Below are 15,005 nucleotides of genomic sequence, written 5' to 3'. Positions count from 1 at the left end.
AGAAACGCAAATCGGAAGTACGTTACGGTAAATCGGCCCGCAAAAGGCGGCGGCCATCCCCGCCTGCTGCCGCGGCCGCGCATGCCGGGCAAGCTGGCGACGGCACAGCACGATTCCGGCTATCACCTCTATTCCCGCCTTACGCGCCAACGAGGACCGGCGCCAGATCATTCACGGCGGAATACCGTGATCTGGAGCGCCGCTTGGCCGAGGCGGCGAGGGATAGCCGGGCCGACCTCAAAGGACGGCATCCCGGCGAGGCATCTGCTTTGTATCGAACGCACAGGCCGGCGGTCGCGACGTTCTTCTCAGCCCTGCAGGCCGGGTGCCTCGTAACCGGTGCGCTCGACGTATTCCGTATAGCCACCGCCATACTGATGGATGCCGTCAGGGGTCAGCTCCAGCACGCGGTTGGAGAGCGCCGCGAGGAAATGCCGGTCGTGCGAGACGAACAGCATCGTGCCCTCATATTGCGACAGCGCCTTGATCAGCATTTCCTTGGTATCGAGATCCAGATGGTTGGTCGGCTCGTCGAGGACGAGCAAGTTCGGCGGATCGAAGAGCATCTTGGCCATGACCAGCCGCGCTTTTTCGCCACCCGACAACACGCGGCACTTCTTTTCGACGTCGTCGCCGGAGAAGCCGAAGCATCCGGCAAGTGCGCGCAGCGGGGCCTGCCCCGCCTGCGGGAAGGAATCTTCCAGCCATTCCAGCACCGTCCGCTCGCCGTCGAGCAGATCCATCGCATGCTGCGCGAAATAGCCCATCTTGACGCTGGCGCCGAGAGCGACGCTGCCCTGATCCGGTTCGGTGGAGCCAGCCACCAGCTTCAGCAGGGTCGACTTGCCGGCGCCGTTGATGCCCATGATGCACCAGCGTTCCTTGCGGCGGACCATGAAGTCCAGACCTTCGTAGATGGTCCGGCTGCCGTACTTCTTGTGAACATTCTTGAGGTTGATCACGTCTTCGCCGGAGCGTGGTGCCGGCAGGAAGTCGAAGGCGACGGTTTGGCGGCGCTTCGGCGGCTCGACCCGGTCGATTTTCTCAAGTTTTTTCACGCGGCTCTGCACCTGCGAGGCGTGCGAGGCGCGCGCCTTGAAGCGCTCGATGAACTTGATTTCCTTGGCAAGCATCGCCTGCTGGCGCTCGAACTGCGCCTGCTGCTGCTTCTCGTTCTGCGCCCGCTGCTGCTCGTAGAACCCGTAATCGCCGGAGTAGCTGTTCAGCGAGCCGGCGTCGATCTCGATGATCTTGCCGACGATGCGGTTCATGAACTCGCGGTCGTGCGAGGTCATCAGCAACGCGCCGTCGTAGGTCTTCAGGAAATCTTCCAGCCAGATCAGGCTCTCGAGGTCCAAGTGGTTGCTCGGTTCGTCGAGCAGCATGACATCAGGGCGCATCAGCAGAATGCGCGCGAGTGCCACGCGCATCTTCCAGCCGCCCGACAGCGCACCGACATCGCCATCCATCATTTCCTGCGTGAAGCTCAGGCCGGCCAAAACTTCGCGCGCACGGCCCTCGAGCGCATAGCCGTCTAGCTCCTCGTAGCGCGCCTGGACTTCGCCGTAGCGCTCGATGATCCGGTCCATCTTGTCGAGCTTGTCGGGGTCGATCATTTCCGCTTCGAGCTCACGCAGCTCCGCTGCGACGACGCTGACGGGGCCGGCGCCTTCCATGACCTCGGCCACGGCGCTGCGGCCCTCCATCTCGCCGACATCCTGATTGAAATAGCCGATCGTCACACCCTTTTCGGCGGCGACTTGGCCTTCGTCGGGCTGCTCCTGCCCCGTGATCATGCGAAAGAGCGTCGTCTTGCCGGCGCCGTTCGGGCCGACGAGACCAATCTTCTCGCCTTTGTTGAGGGCTGCGGAGGCCTCGATAAAGAGGATCCGGTGGCTGTTTTGCTTGCTGATATTCTCGATGCGAATCATGTCTGCGTGGAGTCCGAAAGCGTTGCTATGCCCCTCGACCATGCGGGCCGGGGCGTTTTGCGGCTCTCGCTAGCACGTTCGCCGCGTCATGGCCAATCCCGGCCCGTGCAAAGAAGCTTAAGTCAGGAAAATGAAGGGCGTTTGTCGGCTGGACGGAACTGCAACGGCCGGCAGAACTTTTCCGCAATGCGCCCACGCCACTTGATCAGCCGATCAGCGATCATTTATGCGTTGTCAGCACGCCGGGGGGCGTTTTGCATATGTCAGGGATTGTCACATCATGGAAATCTTCACTTCGGCCGGCTTGCTGGCACTTCTGCAGGTCGTTCTCATCGACCTCGTGCTCGCCGGCGACAACGCCGTAGTCATCGGCCTTGCCGCAGCCGGGCTGCCGGCCGACCAGCGCAAGAAGGCGATTCTCGTCGGTATTCTTGCTGCCACCGTGCTGCGCATCGCGCTTGCCAGCGTCACCGTCCAGCTTCTCGAGATCATCGGCCTGCTGCTGGCCGGTGGTATTCTCCTGCTCTGGGTCTGCTGGAAGATGTGGCGCGATCTGCGCAACGGCAGCAGCGGCGAAGCAGATGGTGCCGAGGGCGGCGCGGCGGCACCGAAGAAGACCTTCTTCCAGGCAGCCAGCCAGATCGTCATCGCCGACGTGTCGATGTCGCTCGACAACGTGCTTGCCGTCGCAGGGGCCGCCCGCGAGCACCCGACGATCCTTGTCATCGGCCTGATCCTGTCGATCGCCATGATGGGGATCGCGGCGAACTTCATCGCACGCCTGCTCAACCGCTACCACTGGATCGCTTATCTTGGTCTGGCCATCATCATCTATGTGGCGCTGAACATGATCTATCGCGGCACCCTGGAAGTCTGGCCGCACCTGGCTCCGGTCGCTGCTGCCGCCTTGGGCTAATCCGGCCTAGGTTCGAACGGCCCTCAGGGGCCGTTCACCAGCTGCAGGACGAGACGGCGGATATTGCCACCCTCGCTCATCTCCAGCTTGTCGAAATCGCGCCCCTGCTGTCGCTGTCGCGCGGAAAGTTCGCCAAGCCGCTTCGTGAGTTCGACCCGGATCTTGCTGCAGTCAGGGTCATCGTCGGCGGAAAAACCGATGCTCATCGCCTCGATGTCCCTGACCATTTCCTTGATATAGTCGCCGTGCACCCGCTCATGCGTTTCAATTCCGGCAATGAAAGTCGCCCAGCTTGCCTGCGTGGCCGTGGGAAGCTTTGTGGCGGGCTTCGGCAGTGTATAGGTGATAATCAGCTTCGGCCGCGCCACGGCAAGTACGCAGGCGTTTCCCCGGCGCTCGTATTTTCTGGTCCAAGTCAGCTTAAACGTCGTATGCGCCACCGCGCGACCGCCGCCAAGCTCGGGACCGTGCTCGCCGATGGAATCGTAGAGCGCCGCACCGGAACTGCCGGTCACCGCATATGTCTGCACCTGTTCAACCGGTTGCCATTCCGCCCTTGCTGCGATCGGCTGCAAGACCGAAGCAGCCAACAACCAACGAACCAATCCTGCCTTCACGCGAATCCCCCGGATCATGCCGTGTCGACCCTAGTTGGCAGGTGCGTCACGTTCAACTGCAACGGATCAAGCATAACGATGGATCGGGCTCACCTCTCTAAAGGTCTGTCATAAAACCCAAAAAAAGCCTGAATATTCGAGAGTGATCACACTATCGAGCGGATTGCACGTCGCGTATCGAAATCCTCTGGCAACGATTTCACCGTATGATGCGCCATTCGAACGGGATGTAGGAACGCCTGCCTGCGGGGGCAGTTCATAGATCGGGGTCTGCTGTGACAATCTATCTGCCTATCGCAGAATTGTCGGTGAACATCTTCATCATTCTCGGCATGGGGGCAGCCGTCGGCTTTCTCTCCGGAATGTTCGGTGTCGGCGGCGGCTTCCTGATCACGCCGCTGCTGATCTTCTACAACATCCCACCGGTCGTCGCCGTCGCCACCGGCGCCAACCAGGTTGTCGCCTCCTCCATATCGGGTGCCATCACGCATTTCCGGCGCGGAACGCTCGACGTGAAACTCGGAACCGTGCTGCTCATCGGCGGTCTGACCGGCGCGACGGTCGGCATCTGGATCTTCTCGCTGCTCAGGCAAATCGGCCAGCTCGATCTTATCATCTCGCTGCTATACGTCATCTTTCTCGGCATGGTTGGCGGGCTCATGCTGCTCGAAAGCATCAATGCCATGCGCCGAGCGGCGAAGAACGTGCCGCCGACACCACGACGCCCCGGCCATCATCATTGGGTGCACAAGCTACCGCTCAAGATGCGGTTCAAGAAGTCGAAGATCTTCCTGAGCGTGATCCCTGTCGTTGCCCTTGGCTTCGGCATCGGCATCCTGACGTCGGTCATGGGCGTCGGCGGCGGCTTCATCATGGTGCCGGCGATGATCTATCTCCTGCGCATCCCGACGAACGTGGTTGTTGGTACATCGCTGTTCCAGATCATCTTCGTGACCGCCTATACAACGGTCGTACAAGCCGCCACCAACTTCTCGGTCGATATCGTGCTCGCGTTCATCCTGATGATTGCCGGCGTGGTCGGCGCACAATATGGCGTGCGTGTGGGACAGAAGCTGCGCGGCGAGCAACTGCGTGCGCTGCTCGGGCTTCTCGTACTCGCCGTTGGCCTTCGCCTTGCCATTGCGCTCGTCGTAACGCCGGCGGATGTCTATTCCGTGGTCATGGGAGCTAATTGATGCGCCGCTTCCTCGCCGCTCTGCTGTTCTGCGCCACGATGCTACCTGGTATCGCGACCGCGCAGATGCTGCTCCCGGGCCAGGCTACACAAGCGACCGCCGAAGGGCTTGAGATCGGTACATCCACCAGCGAAATCGCCATCACCTCGGATTTCCGCGGCGCGGATCTGACGATCTTTGGAGCCGTGACCAACACCGACAGCCTGCTTTTGGCGATCGGCCAGTATGATGTGGTCGTTGTTCTTGAGGGGCCACGGGAAAATGCGACAGTGCGCCGGAAGGAGCGCGTGTTCGGCATTTGGGTCAATACGCGCTCGATGACCTTCGAGGCTGTGCCACACTCCTATTCGATGTCGAGTTCGCGCATGCTGGATGATATCACCACGCCGCTCGACCTGACGGATATGGGGATCGGAATCGACCATATTCCGCTGACACCGGTCGGCTTCGTCGGCAATGCCAGCAATCTCGGCGAGTTTCGGCAGGCCTTTCGCCGGCTGCAGGAAAACGGGGGGCTCTACGATCGCGACCCGAGCGGTGTGCGTTTCGTCAGTTCCAGCCTCTTCAAGGCAAGTCTGCGACTACCGGCAAACATTCCGAACGGGGTGCACACCGTACGCGCCTATCTCTTCAAGAGTGGTAGCTTCGTCACTGAGAAGTCGGTTCCGCTGCGCGTTATCAAGACCGGGATCGAGCAAATGATTACCGACGCGGCGCACGCGCAGCCGATCGCCTACGGCCTGCTCTCTGTCTTCCTGGCGCTGATCACCGGCTGGGGCGCCAGCGTGGTGTTCCGCAAGGATTAGTCAGGCCGATTTCACCTTGCGGGCCACGACATCGAGATAGGCTTCGGTCAGGCGTGCGAGCACGGACGGCGTTCCAGCGGCCAGCTTCTTGCCTAGATGCTTGGCGCGCAACTCGTCCATGAAAGCGTCCCAGAGCTCTGCACCTCCGGTCTCCAGAAGCTCGGCCCGGATGGAAAGCTCCTCGGAAACTGGGAGATGTCGTCTGCCCCAGGCCCCCATATGCGCGAAGATCGGCACCAGCTGGATCGCCATTTCGGTCAGACTGTAGATTGCCTTCTGCTTATGGCTTGGATCGTCCTCACGGGTCAGCAATCCTCTGTCGACCAAGCGACGCAAGCGATCGGCCAGAATGTTCGAGGCAATCCTCTCCTCCGAATTCTGCAGCAGTTCGCGGAAATGGCGTCGATTGCCGAACATGATGTCGCGGATGACAATCAGGCTCCAGCGATCGCCGAGAACCTCGAGCGTCAGATTGATCGGGCAGCCGGAGCGGTGAGCGTCGTCCATTAGCACCTTCCAAGAAACTGCTTGCATTTTGCCACCGGTCGATCTAGCTTTCAACCAGTTGCTAATTGCAATCAGTTTCGAGAGAGGACGAAGGGATGAGAAAGCTTATCGTTTGGAATCTGATGACGCTTGACGGCTATTTCGAAGGCACGAAGCCTTGGGATATCGATTTTCACACTCTTGTCTGGGGTCCCGAACTGCAACAGTACTCCGAGCGTCTTGGCGAAGAGGGCGACCTGCTCATCTTCGGCCGCAAGACATATGAGGGTATGGCCGCCTATTGGCCGACGGCCACGGACGAGGAAGGCGAGAAGATCAAGACCTATATGAACGGCATTGCCAAGATAGCCGTCTCGAGGTCGATGACGACAGCCGACTGGAACAATACCCGCGTCGTGAGTGAACCCGTCTCGGAACTCAAGAAGCTGAAGGCCGAAACCGGCAAGTCGATCTTCATTTTCGGCAGCGCCGAACTGGCGGATTCACTCCTGAAGGAAGGACTGGTGGATGAAATCCGCATCTGCCTTGTGCCTATCATCCTCGGCGGCGGCAATCCGCATTTCAAACCGGCCAAGCAGCGGCTTCCACTGAAGCTACTCGACAGCGCGACGACCGCGGCCGGCGCAGTTATCCTGCGCTATGAGCCGGCCACGGCGTAACGCCGCCGGCTGCGGCAAGCCGCAGCCATCCCCCAGGCTTGAATCAATCCTTCGGCATCCCGCCCCGTCGCTCCAGCGCCGTCTTGCGGATGGTCTCCGCGATCTCCGGACTACTGCTCGACAGCATCTGGAAGTCCACCGCGTAGAGCGACAGCAGCGACACCTCCGTTGCTGCGCTGACCGTCGCTGAGCGCGGTTCGCCACTGATGAGCGCCATCTCGCCGAAAAAGCTTCCGGCACCGAGTTCCACCGGACGGTCGGGTGTCGCCACGCTGACCCGCCCCTCAACGATGAAAAACATCTGATCGCCAACATCGCCCTTGCGACAGATCACAGCACCGGCGGGGACAATGCGCGGTCGCAACGCCCGAACGATCTCGATCAGTGCCGCGGAGCCAAGCTTCTGGAACAGGGGTACGGCGGCGACCAATTGCCAGTTGCGAACGAAGTCCTGGCGGCGAACCTCTTCGTAGAAGCCGGTGGCGAGGATGCCGGCCCAAAGCGCAAAAATGCCGATCCCGCTCATCATCACCAATCCGGCAAGAACTCGACCTGCGAGGCTCTGCGGGATCTCGTCGCCATAGCCGGTCGTCGACAGCGTCACGACCGCCCACCACATCGCCTGCGGGATGCTGCCGAACTTATCCGGCTGGACATCTCGCTCGATGACGTAACCGGCCAGCGCGGCGCCAAAGAGAACGATACCGAACACCGACGTCACACCAAGCAGATTGCGCGATTCGTTCGCGACCACCTTTGCCAGCAGCCTGAAGAAGGTCGAATCCCGCAATGGCTTGAGAAGCCAAATGGCGCAAAAGAGGTTTCGATCACGGGACCCGACGAACAAGAATGCAGCAGCTGGAACCAGAACCGCGAGCAAATCAATCAAAAGGGCCAGCATCCCGTCCGACAGGCGGTGTCGCCGTGAAAGCAATGTGCCGCTCAATTGAAGGACATAGGCCAGCCAAATTGCCGCAAGTAGCAGCTCAAAGGCGAGCCTCTCCTGTTCAGCAAGGCCCTGCGTCGTCAACGCGGCAACGACCAAGAGACCGATTGCAGCGAGCAGCGCATTGAGCGGCGTCGAAATTTTCGAGAAAGGCACTGCCGACATCACATACTCCCAACCGCTCAGGCATTAGTCGACAATAGATGCCTTCGGGCCACACGCAAGGGACACAGGGACTGCGCTGTGTCCTCCGTACCAAGCAATTTGGCAACCTGAATCGCGTTACAGCATTTCCCAAAGAGTGTAGATCATCCAGCCAGCGAAACGGATGCATGCGACCATGCTAACCTTGCGACGCTATGTGCCGGCAGACTGCGATAATGCGGCGGAGATTTTCCTCCGCGCGATCCGCGAGGTTGCATCCCGGGACTACACGCCGGCGCAGATCGAAGCCTGGGCTAGGGTAGACGACCGACAGGTCTGGACGGAGCGCCGGGCAAGCCGGCCAACCTGGATTGCCGAAGTGCAGGATTTGCCGATTGGCTTTGCCGACCTGGAGCCCGACGGGCATCTGGACATGATGTTCGTTCACCCCGACCATCAAGGGATCGGTGCGGCGAGTACGCTGCTGCAAAGGATAGAGGCAGAAGCTCAGAAACTCGGCCTCAAACGCATCTCTACCGAAGCAAGCCTGACGGCCAGGCCCTTCTTCGAACGGCGAGGTTTCGTCGTGTTGGCACGACAAAGCGTCGAGAAGCGCGGACAGACGCTGGCCAATTTCCGGATGGAAAAGCTGCTCTCATAAATGGACTGGCCCCTGTCGCCATTTGCTGCGGCAACTCGCATCGACTAAAAACCGCTCGTTAATATTTACGAGTTAGTAATCTCTCGGAAACGAGAGGTTCCTTGTAATGCGTATCCGTGCCCTCCCCGTTCTCGTGCTTCTGGCACTTGTTGCCGGCTGCGCGACGGCTCCCAAACAGACCCGAAACATCTGCGCCGTTTTCGACCAGCGCGACGGGCTTTTCACGAGCTGGCAGCACGCGGCGGAAAAGACCGAGCGCAAATATGGGGTTCCGGTTCCGATCCTGATGGCGACTATGTACACCGAGTCCGGCTTCCAGCCTTATGCGCGACCGCCGCGCACCAAGCTGTTCGGCTTTATTCCCTGGACGCGCCCATCCACCGCCTACGGCTATTCGCAGGCGCTCGACGGCACCTGGGATCACTATCAATCCGCCACCGGCAGCTGGGCGGCGCGCCGCACCAACTTCGCCGATGCGATCGACTTCATCGGCTGGTACCATTCACAAAACAGCCAGTTGACGGGCATCCCGCTGAACGATGCCTACAACCTCTACCTCGCCTACTATTCCGGCCCGAAAGGCTATATGCGCGGCGACTGGCGCTCGAATGCGCAATTGCAGAAGACGGCGCAGCGGTTCAACAACATGGCAGTGACCTATCAGCGGCAGCTGCAGGAATGCAACTAAACTCTTCGGAGCGAACTGAAACCTAGTAAAAGTCGTATGTAACAGCCCAGTACGAGAAAAAATTGGGTTGATCGGCACATAGCGACAGTATTGTTTGACACTATAAGACTTATCGTGGGATTCCTTCTGACATAGAATCAGGAGAATAGATGGCCGAGCGCTACTTATACGACTACAGCTCGCACCAAGCCGTCATGTATGAGGTTGGCGACTATCTCTATGCGCTTTCTGGCAGCAAGGCGGAGCACTGGATCTCCGGCGACTATATCTTCAGCCTGAAGACCCAGGCGATTTCGTTCTGGATCCTGGGAAACGATGTGTACGGCCATCTCGGCCGCGGCGAGCTGACGCGCCAGCCTCTCTACTATTTCGGTGACTGAGGTGAAGACGGCCGGCAGCCTATGGGTGTTTAGCCCACGAGGTTGCAAAATCTGACGGAGTAGATCCGATCACGCCCGAGGAGATGGGCAATCAGCGCGGTGTGATCGAACAGACCTCTCATCGCCTTGTGGCGAAGGTCGAGGCCGCCGGTCATGACGCCGAATGCAGGCATCAGCAAGCGGGCGCCGTCGGTGGCAAAGCACGGGCGGCGGACCGATTTTTCGCGGCGCCGCACGGTTGCGGCTGGATGCAGGTGTCCCGCGATCTCGCCTTTCTGCAGGCCGCCTTTCGGCTCGTGGCGGAAGGTCAGGCCGCCATAATGCATTTCATCGGCAGATGTGCCCGGCAGGTCGACTGTGCCATCCGGATCGTGGTTGCCGTTGATCCAGATCCATTCGCGACCGCGCGCCATTTCGGCAATCAGGCTGCGGAATGCCTCGGGCAGATGCGCCGAGCCGACGCGGTCGTGGAAACTATCGCCGAGCGACACCACCAGCTTCGGGTCGTAGCGGGTGATGACGGCCGAAAGCACGGTCAGTGTTGCCAGCGTGTCGTAGGGCGGCAACATCATGCCGCGGCGGGCGAACGCCGCGCCCTTCTCGAGATGCAAATCGGAAACGACGAGAATGCCGGCATCGGGCATGTAGAGCGCGCCGAGCGGATCGCAAACAGCGGCGACGCCATGCACGGAGGTCTCGACGCCCGGTAGCGCGGCCAGTCCGTTCAGTTCACGCGCGAGCGCCAAGCGGTTCATCACGTCTCGTATCTTTCCAGTGTGCGGGCGGCGTGTTGCCGTCGGTTCCTTTTGTTCGATTGCCCGAGGATCCAAACGCAAACCCAGTGTCACGCCGGCTTTCGCCGTTAAATCGTCTTCACGCCATCGCTTCCGCAATCAAGTCATCTGCGGCTTCCGCCAGCACCGCATCGTGGGCCTCGCCATGCACCGGCTCCTTGCCGATCTCCAGCATGACCGGCACCGCCAGCGGCGAGATGTGGTCGAGCGCACGATGCGTGATGTGGCCCTTGATTCGCCTGAGCATATCGCCAAGCCGGGAGATATCCAAAAGCCCGGTTGCCGCATCCTGCCGCGTCGCTTGCAGGAGGATGTGATCCGGCTCGTGGGTTCTGAGCACATCATAGATCAGATCGGCCGAGACCGTGACCTGTCGCCCGGTTTTTTCCTTGCCCGGGTGACGGCGCTCGATCAAGCCTGCAATCACGGCGCAGTTGCGGAAGGTGCGCTTCAAAAGGAAGGATTCCGCGAGCCAGCTTTCGAGATCGTCGCCCAGCATGTCCTCGTCGAAGAGATCAGCGAGGCTGAGCCGGCCGTTGCGGATCATCAGCCCCATGTCTTCGAAGCCCCAGATACCGAGCGAATAGTCCGTCGCGACGAAGCCGAGGGGCTTGGCGCCGGCCCGCTCGAGCCGCCGCGTCAACAGCATGCCGAGCGTCTGGTGCGCCAGCCGCCCCTCGAAGGGATAAATGACCATGTAGCAGCGGCTGCCGCGTGGGAAGGTTTCGATCAGCAGTTCGTCGCGCTTCGGCAGCATCGACTTTTCCTGCTGGATCGCCAGCCAGTCGCGCACCTGCTCCGGCAGGCGGCGCCAGCGATCGGGATCGGCGATCATCGAGCGCACCTGGTCCGCCAGATAGGTGGAAAGAGGAAACTTGCCGCCGGCATAGGATGGGATCTTCGGATCCATCGAGAAGGCCTGCGAGGCGAGCGCCTCGTTCTCGCGGATGCCCTCGAAGCGGAGCACCTTGCCGGCGAAGATGAAGGTGTCACCGGGTGAGAGCTGCTCGAGGAAATATTCCTCGACCTTGCCCAGCGTCGCGCCACCGCGACCGATCCGGCCGCCTTCGCCGCGTTTGACCATGCGCAGATTGAGCATCGGACTCTCGACGATGGTGCCGAGATTCAGCCGGTATTGCTGCGCGACCTGCGGATTGGAAACACGCCAACGTCCCTCCTTGGTCTTGCGGATCCGGGCGTAGCGCTCATAGGTACGCAACGCGTAGCCGCCCGTTGCGACGAAATCGACGACGCGCTCGTAGGTCTCCCAGGAGAGATCGGCGTATGGCGAGGCGCTTGATATCTCGTCGTAGAGTTCCAGCATGTCGAAGGGTTCGGCGCAGGCCATGCCGAGCACATGCTGCGCCAGCGCATCGAGCGCGCCCTTCCCGACCGGCGGCGTATCCTGCGCGCCGATATAGTTCGCGTCGAGTGCTGCCTGACATTCCATCACCTCGAAGCGATTGGCGGGCACGAGGATCGCCTTCGAGGGCTCGTCCATGCGGTGGTTGGCGCGGCCGATGCGCTGGGCAAGCCGCGAGGCGCCCTTCGGCGCGCCGACATGGACGACGAGATCGACATCGCCCCAATCGATGCCGAGGTCGAGCGTAGAGGTAGCAACGACAGCGCGCAGACGGTTTGCCGCCATCGCGACCTCCACCTTGCGTCGCTGCCCGACATCGAGCGAGCCGTGATGCAGCGCGATCGGCAGGTTCTCCTCGTTGACAGTCCAGAGTTCCTGAAACAGCATCTCGGCCTGCGACCGGGTGTTGACGAAGAGCAGCGTCGTGCGGTGGTCGAGAAGTTGCTTGTAGACGTCGGGGATCGCGTATTTCGCCGAATGGCCCGACCAGGGGATGTGTTCCTCGGTCGACAGGATCGAAATGTCAGGCTTGGCGCCGCCTTCGACGATGACCAATCCGGCGTGGTGATCCTCGCCTTCCCGCTGCGCGACCAGCCATTTCTGCAGGTCCATCGGGTCGGAGACGGTGGCCGAAAGGCCGATCGTCTGCAAGGCGGGCGCCAGCCGGCGCAGGCGGGCAAGGCCGAGCGAGAGCATGTGGCCGCGCTTCGAGGTAACGAGCGAATGCAATTCGTCGAAGACGATGTATTTGAGATCCTTGAAGAAGCGCTCCGCCTCGCGATTTGCGAGCAGCAGGGCCACCTGCTCCGGGGTGGTCAGCAGAATATCGGGCGGATTCAGCTTCTGGCGCTGGCGTTTGGCAACAGGTGTGTCACCGGTGCGGTTCTCGACCGTCACCGGCAAACCCATTTCTTCCACCGGTTTCATCAGGTTCCGCTCGATATCGACGGCAAGCGCCTTCAGTGGCGAGATGTAGAGCGTATGAATGCCTGTGAAGGCGGAGCCCGGCGGAATCCTGCCGCGGCGGGTCAGATCGGTCAGCGACGGCAGGAAGCCGGCGAGCGTCTTGCCGGCGCCGGTCGGCGCGATCAGCAGTGTGCTTTCGCCCGCCTCGGCGCGGGCCAACAATTCCAGCTGATGGGCGCGCGGGCGCCATCCCTTGTCCGCGAACCAGCGGGTGAAAGGCGGAGGCAGGACAACGCGGGCTTCGGAATCGATCTGGTCCACGGCGCTAAAGGTAGTGCACCGGGAACCGAAATAGAATGGCGGGCCCGCGAACTAGAGAAAGCGATGCGGATGGAAGGGCTTGGGATCGGCGAAAGTGTCGTTGCCTGCCATCTGCTCGGCCAGCAGCCGGCCACATGCCGGGCCAAGCGTCAGGCCGTGATGGGCGTGGCCGAAATTGAACCAAAGGCCGCGATGGCGCGGCGCCGGGCCGATCACCGGGCGCATGTCAGGCAGACAGGGACGCAGACCCAGCCAGGGCGTCGCCTCTACCGGCTCGCCGAGCGGAAACAGCGCGCGGGCATGTTTCTCATCGCGGCGGAGTTGGATGGTATTCGGCGGCGCATCGGGCGCGGCGAATTCGATGCCCGTCGTCAGCCGGATGCCGCGCGCCATCGGCGCCAGCACGTAGCCGGCTTCCTCGTCGACCACGGAATGATCGAGCGGCTGGCCCTCCCGCTGCGCATAATGCCGGTGGTAGCCGCGCTTGACCGCCAGCGGCAAGGAATAGCCGAGCTTGCGGAAGATCAGACCGGATTGCGGTCCGAGGGCGACGACAACCTCGCCTGCTTCGATGATCTCGCCATCGGCGGTGGCAATCGACCAGCCACTCTTCTCCTCGCGCAGAGCGGATGCGTCGGCGCGAACAATCTTGCCGCCAGCAGTCGTGAAGAGGTTTGCATAGGCCGCCGTCAGCGCCTGTGGGTCGGTCACGGTCTTCGGGTCGAGCCAGTGGACGCCGCCGGCGATGCGGCCGCTCGCGGAGAAAGCGGGTTCCAGCGCCAGAAACTCGCGGGCGTCGAGAATGCGGATAGCCAGACCATGAGCGGAGAGGCTTTCGGCCTCCGCACGCGCGGCCTCGAAACGCCGCGGGTTCCTGTAGAACGACACCCAGCCGCGTGCACGGATGAGGTCCGATGCGCCGGCCCGGCCAATCAGCTTGTCGTGCTCGGTGACGCTGGCTTCGATCAACGGCAGCAACGCCCGCGTCGCCTTCTCCAGATTGGTCGGCGAGGAATGCCACCAGTAGCGCGCCAGCCATGCGGCGATGCGCGGAAGGTAGGTCGGATCGTAACGGACATCCGACGAGCCGTTCAGCGCATACTTGGCAATGGCGCCGAGCTGCCGCGGGAAGGCGTAGGGGACGACGGAGGAACGCTCGATCAGCCCGGCATTACCGTAGCTGGTGCCACCACCCGGCTCGCCGCGATCGGCAAGCACGACGGAGCGGCCGCGATCCTGCAAATGAATGGCCGCGCCGACGCCGACAATGCCGGCACCAAGAACGAGAATATCTGTTTTCATCGGATGGACTTGGTCAAAGGGCGCGGAGGCTTTCGGCCTCCGCGCGATTGGATCGACGAGCGATCAATAGATGTCGAAGGGGAAGTACTTCTTGGTGATCTGCTGATACTTCCCATTGGCGACGAGCGCGTCGATCGCCTTGTTGAAGCGCTCCTTCAGCTCGGTTTCGCCCTGGCGGATGCCGATGCCAGCCTGCGTTTCCGTGCCAGGGACATCGCCGAGCAGCTTGCAGCAATCCTTGCCTGCCTTGTTCAGCCAGTCGACCACCACGAACTTGTCGGAGATCAGCGCGTCCATACGGCCGTTCTGGAGGTCGGCCACGGCTTCGTCCTGCGTCGGATACATCTTCGCTTCAGCGCCACCCTTGGCGTAGACGTCGTTGGCATAGTCGGCCTGCGTGGTCGAAGCCTGCGCGCCGACGACCTTGCCCTTCATGTCGTCGACCGTGACGCCCTTGAGCGGACTATCCTTCGGCACGGCGATCGCAAGCGGCGTCGTGTAGTACTTGTTCGTGAAGTCGATCTGCTTCTTGCGCTCGTCGGTAATGCTCATCGACGCGATGATGGCATCATACTTCTTGGCCAGAAGCCCCGGGATGATGCCGTCCCAATCTTGCGCGACGATCGTGCACTTGGCCTTCATCTCCTCACAGAGCGCATTGGCCATGTCGACGTCGAGGCCCTTCAGGCTGCCGTCGGATTCGACGTAGTTGAAGGGAGGATAGGCACCCTCGGTTGCGATGCGGATCGTGTCCTCGGCGGAGGCGAGGTGCGTCGCCGCAAGCAAGGCAGCGGCCGCCAGGAAAATGGTCTTTCTCATTGCTGTTCCCTTATTGGAATTGTTTTTGCCCAACAGAGACAACTTTAGC

General features: G+C 61.3%; 15 protein-coding genes. 7 read left to right on the top strand and 8 right to left on the bottom strand.

All coding sequences use genetic code 11. From position 1 onward, the window contains the following. Positions 1–308: 308 nt before the first annotated feature. Complete coding sequence (locus ATY80_RS04940; protein ID WP_088691500.1) at positions 309–1,931, bottom strand: ABC-F family ATP-binding cassette domain-containing protein; 1,623 nt, start codon at positions 1,929–1,931, stop codon at positions 309–311. A 280-nt stretch (positions 1,932–2,211) separates the two neighbouring features. Here ATY80_RS04940 and ATY80_RS04935 point away from each other — a divergent pair, with 280 nt between their 5' ends. Continuing rightward, complete coding sequence (locus ATY80_RS04935) at positions 2,212–2,847, top strand: TerC family protein (RefSeq protein WP_088691300.1); 636 nt, start codon at positions 2,212–2,214, stop codon at positions 2,845–2,847. Between the two features lie 23 nt (positions 2,848–2,870). On the opposite strand, the gene ATY80_RS04930 is transcribed toward ATY80_RS04935, so the two are convergent. Beyond that, a complete protein-coding gene (locus ATY80_RS04930; protein ID WP_088691299.1) occupies positions 2,871–3,482 on the bottom strand; it encodes a DUF922 domain-containing protein in 612 nt (203 codons plus the stop codon). Between the two features lie 257 nt (positions 3,483–3,739). Between ATY80_RS04930 and ATY80_RS04925 the strand changes: the two genes are divergently transcribed. Both ATY80_RS04925 and ATY80_RS04920 read left to right on the top strand, forming a co-directional pair. Next, complete coding sequence (locus ATY80_RS04925) at positions 3,740–4,660, top strand: sulfite exporter TauE/SafE family protein (RefSeq protein WP_088691298.1); 921 nt, start codon at positions 3,740–3,742, stop codon at positions 4,658–4,660. Then, positions 4,660–5,466 carry a TIGR02186 family protein gene (locus tag ATY80_RS04920; protein WP_088691297.1) on the top strand — a complete coding sequence of 269 codons (807 nt, stop codon included), beginning with the start codon at positions 4,660–4,662 and terminating at the stop codon, positions 5,464–5,466. Before ATY80_RS04925 ends, ATY80_RS04920 begins: the two co-directional genes overlap by 1 nt. On the opposite strand, the gene ATY80_RS04915 is transcribed toward ATY80_RS04920, so the two are convergent. Then, a complete protein-coding gene (locus tag ATY80_RS04915) occupies positions 5,467–5,973 on the bottom strand; it encodes a helix-turn-helix domain-containing protein (RefSeq protein WP_088691296.1) in 507 nt (168 codons plus the stop codon). A 95-nt stretch (positions 5,974–6,068) separates the two neighbouring features. Here ATY80_RS04915 and ATY80_RS04910 point away from each other — a divergent pair, with 95 nt between their 5' ends. Next, entirely contained in the window at positions 6,069–6,632 is a 564-nt protein-coding gene (locus ATY80_RS04910) for a dihydrofolate reductase family protein (protein WP_088691295.1), read from the top strand. Between the two features lie 43 nt (positions 6,633–6,675). Here the strand turns inward: ATY80_RS04910 and ATY80_RS04905 are convergent, their stop codons facing one another. Beyond that, a complete protein-coding gene (locus ATY80_RS04905) occupies positions 6,676–7,743 on the bottom strand; it encodes a cyclic nucleotide-gated ion channel (RefSeq protein ID WP_088691294.1) in 1,068 nt (355 codons plus the stop codon). A 163-nt stretch (positions 7,744–7,906) separates the two neighbouring features. On the opposite strand from ATY80_RS04905, the gene ATY80_RS04900 reads away from it, so the two are divergent. The 3 genes from ATY80_RS04900 (at position 7,907) to ATY80_RS04890 (ending at position 9,451) form a co-directional block, all read left to right on the top strand. Continuing rightward, positions 7,907–8,383, top strand: coding sequence for a GNAT family N-acetyltransferase (locus ATY80_RS04900; RefSeq protein ID WP_088691293.1), 477 nt, complete (start codon positions 7,907–7,909; stop codon positions 8,381–8,383). Between the two features lie 106 nt (positions 8,384–8,489). Then, complete coding sequence (locus ATY80_RS04895) at positions 8,490–9,071, top strand: transglycosylase SLT domain-containing protein (RefSeq protein ID WP_088691292.1); 582 nt, start codon at positions 8,490–8,492, stop codon at positions 9,069–9,071. A 149-nt stretch (positions 9,072–9,220) separates the two neighbouring features. Further along, a complete protein-coding gene (locus tag ATY80_RS04890; RefSeq protein ID WP_088691291.1) occupies positions 9,221–9,451 on the top strand; it encodes a hypothetical protein in 231 nt (76 codons plus the stop codon). A gap of 29 nt (positions 9,452–9,480) precedes the next feature. Here the strand turns inward: ATY80_RS04890 and pdeM are convergent, their stop codons facing one another. The 4 genes from pdeM to ATY80_RS04870 form a co-directional block, all read right to left on the bottom strand. Beyond that, on the bottom strand, positions 9,481–10,206 hold the full coding sequence (pdeM, locus tag ATY80_RS04885; RefSeq protein WP_088691290.1) for a ligase-associated DNA damage response endonuclease PdeM: 726 nt from the start codon (positions 10,204–10,206) through the stop codon (positions 9,481–9,483). Between the two features lie 118 nt (positions 10,207–10,324). Then, positions 10,325–12,835: a ligase-associated DNA damage response DEXH box helicase gene (locus ATY80_RS04880; RefSeq protein ID WP_088691289.1), complete on the bottom strand. Its 2,511-nt coding sequence runs from the start codon at positions 12,833–12,835 to the stop codon at positions 10,325–10,327. A 51-nt stretch (positions 12,836–12,886) separates the two neighbouring features. Further along, on the bottom strand, positions 12,887–14,137 hold the full coding sequence (locus tag ATY80_RS04875) for an FAD-dependent oxidoreductase (RefSeq protein ID WP_088691288.1): 1,251 nt from the start codon (positions 14,135–14,137) through the stop codon (positions 12,887–12,889). Positions 14,138–14,200: 63 nt separating this feature from the next. After that, on the bottom strand, positions 14,201–14,956 hold the full coding sequence (locus tag ATY80_RS04870) for an ABC transporter substrate-binding protein (protein WP_088691287.1): 756 nt from the start codon (positions 14,954–14,956) through the stop codon (positions 14,201–14,203). Between the last annotated feature and the right edge of the window lie 49 nt (positions 14,957–15,005).

The organism is Rhizobium sp. R711, from assembly GCF_002211365.1.
Taxonomy (GTDB): Bacteria; Pseudomonadota; Alphaproteobacteria; order Rhizobiales; family Rhizobiaceae; genus Rhizobium.
The sequence above is the reverse complement of the archived record's forward strand: the minus strand, read 5'-3'. Positions and strand labels throughout refer to the sequence as shown.

Bases quoted from the DNA above. Each gene is read 5' to 3' on its own strand.
- ATY80_RS04895 (WP_088691292.1), top strand. From the start codon at position 8,490: ATGCGTATCCGTGCCCTCCCCGTTCTCGTGCTTCTGGCACTTGTTGCC.
- ATY80_RS04870 (WP_088691287.1), bottom strand. From the start codon at position 14,956: ATGAGAAAGACCATTTTCCTGGCGGCCGCTGCCTTGCTTGCGGCGACG.
- pdeM (WP_088691290.1), bottom strand. From the start codon at position 10,206: ATGAACCGCTTGGCGCTCGCGCGTGAACTGAACGGACTGGCCGCGCTA.
- ATY80_RS04930 (WP_088691299.1), bottom strand. From the start codon at position 3,482: ATGATCCGGGGGATTCGCGTGAAGGCAGGATTGGTTCGTTGGTTGTTG.
- ATY80_RS04935 (WP_088691300.1), top strand. From the start codon at position 2,212: ATGGAAATCTTCACTTCGGCCGGCTTGCTGGCACTTCTGCAGGTCGTT.
- ATY80_RS04890 (WP_088691291.1), top strand. From the start codon at position 9,221: ATGGCCGAGCGCTACTTATACGACTACAGCTCGCACCAAGCCGTCATG.
- ATY80_RS04875 (WP_088691288.1), bottom strand. From the start codon at position 14,137: ATGAAAACAGATATTCTCGTTCTTGGTGCCGGCATTGTCGGCGTCGGC.
- ATY80_RS04920 (WP_088691297.1), top strand. From the start codon at position 4,660: ATGCGCCGCTTCCTCGCCGCTCTGCTGTTCTGCGCCACGATGCTACCT.
- ATY80_RS04905 (WP_088691294.1), bottom strand. From the start codon at position 7,743: ATGTCGGCAGTGCCTTTCTCGAAAATTTCGACGCCGCTCAATGCGCTG.
- ATY80_RS04910 (WP_088691295.1), top strand. From the start codon at position 6,069: ATGAGAAAGCTTATCGTTTGGAATCTGATGACGCTTGACGGCTATTTC.
- ATY80_RS04915 (WP_088691296.1), bottom strand. From the start codon at position 5,973: ATGGACGACGCTCACCGCTCCGGCTGCCCGATCAATCTGACGCTCGAG.
- ATY80_RS04940 (WP_088691500.1), bottom strand. From the start codon at position 1,931: ATGATTCGCATCGAGAATATCAGCAAGCAAAACAGCCACCGGATCCTC.
- ATY80_RS04900 (WP_088691293.1), top strand. From the start codon at position 7,907: ATGCATGCGACCATGCTAACCTTGCGACGCTATGTGCCGGCAGACTGC.